We start from the raw sequence: 1,003 nt of genomic DNA on the forward strand, positions 1-1,003 counted from the left end.
AACCTCCAACCAAGGATTTCCCTTACCGTACCATAACCTTCCGTGATTATCACGAATTAAGGAATGGTTCTACTAGTTGGTCGCACCGACAGGCGGGATGAGGGGATTCGTGGGCCATGGGGGTCCGATTCGTCATAGGATACAAGTTCGCCGCCAATCCCCGAAAGTCCTGCTATTATGCGGTTTTTCGGCACTTTTTAGACCACACGATGCGCCCGGACGGGCGCATGGGCGTGGCGCTGGTCCAGGGCCAATCCGTCGAGCAGCCAGCGAAGTTGACGGGGTGAAATGGCCAGGGTTGCCTGATCCTGTGGCCCTTGAGGCCAGCGAAACTGGCCCCGTTCCAACCGGCGGTAGTAAAGCCAGAAACCATTATGGTCCCACTGGAGAATCTTGAGCTTATTGCGCTGCCGATTGCAGAAGACGAACAGGGCCGGGGCAAAGGGATCCAGTCGAAAACTGACCTGCACCAACGCCGCGAGCCCGTCGATCGATTTTCGCATGTCCGTCGCGCCGCACGCTAGGTATACGCGCCGCGCTGAGCTATCCCAGTCCATCAGGCCAACGTGCGGACCACCGCCCGCAGCAGGTCCGGATCGAAGCCCGGGAGCACATCGATGACGGCGGAACCCACCCGGACCACGAGGGATGGCGTCGCCTCCTGATCCGACGCCACGGCCACGGGCATCCATGTCGCCGTCTCCGACGCGGTCGCGTCGGTCGCCGGAAACTTCCGGAGCCAGTACTGCAAGTGCCGCACGTTGTATCCGTTTCGGCGAGCCCATTGGGCCTGTCCCAGACCACTGGCCCGGAACTCGGCCACCAATCCCGCCCATAGCTGGTGCAGTTCTTCGCGTTCTTTCTGACTCATGTGGAACAACCCCTTTCCTGGACTCTAGGGGCATTATGGGCGTCGGTCGGGGCCACGAGAAGCGTCCTGTAGAGATGTGATTTCGGCGTACTGTGACAGTTGAGGAAAAAAATCCCCCTTTGGTACTGTTGA

Annotated in this window: 2 protein-coding genes; both read right to left on the reverse strand. The window is 59.7% G+C overall.

The genetic code is table 11. From position 1 onward, the window contains the following. Positions 1–197: 197 nt before the first annotated feature. Positions 198–557 carry an IS66 family insertion sequence element accessory protein TnpB gene (gene tnpB / locus HIJ39_RS23115; protein WP_169103367.1) on the reverse strand — a complete coding sequence of 120 codons (360 nt, stop codon included), beginning with the start codon at positions 555–557 and terminating at the stop codon, positions 198–200. Then, positions 557–871: an IS66 family insertion sequence element accessory protein TnpA gene (gene tnpA, locus HIJ39_RS23120; RefSeq protein ID WP_169103368.1), complete on the reverse strand. Its 315-nt coding sequence runs from the start codon at positions 869–871 to the stop codon at positions 557–559. Before tnpA ends, tnpB begins: the two co-directional genes overlap by 1 nt. Between the last annotated feature and the right edge of the window lie 132 nt (positions 872–1,003).

Origin of the sequence: Sulfobacillus harzensis (assembly GCF_012933365.1) — a bacterium.
Lineage (GTDB): Bacteria > Bacillota > Sulfobacillia > Sulfobacillales > Sulfobacillaceae > Sulfobacillus_B > Sulfobacillus_B harzensis.

Bases quoted from the DNA above. Each gene is read 5' to 3' on its own strand.
- tnpA (WP_169103368.1), bottom strand. From the start codon at position 871: ATGAGTCAGAAAGAACGCGAAGAACTGCACCAGCTATGGGCGGGATTG.
- tnpB (WP_169103367.1), bottom strand. From the start codon at position 557: ATGGACTGGGATAGCTCAGCGCGGCGCGTATACCTAGCGTGCGGCGCG.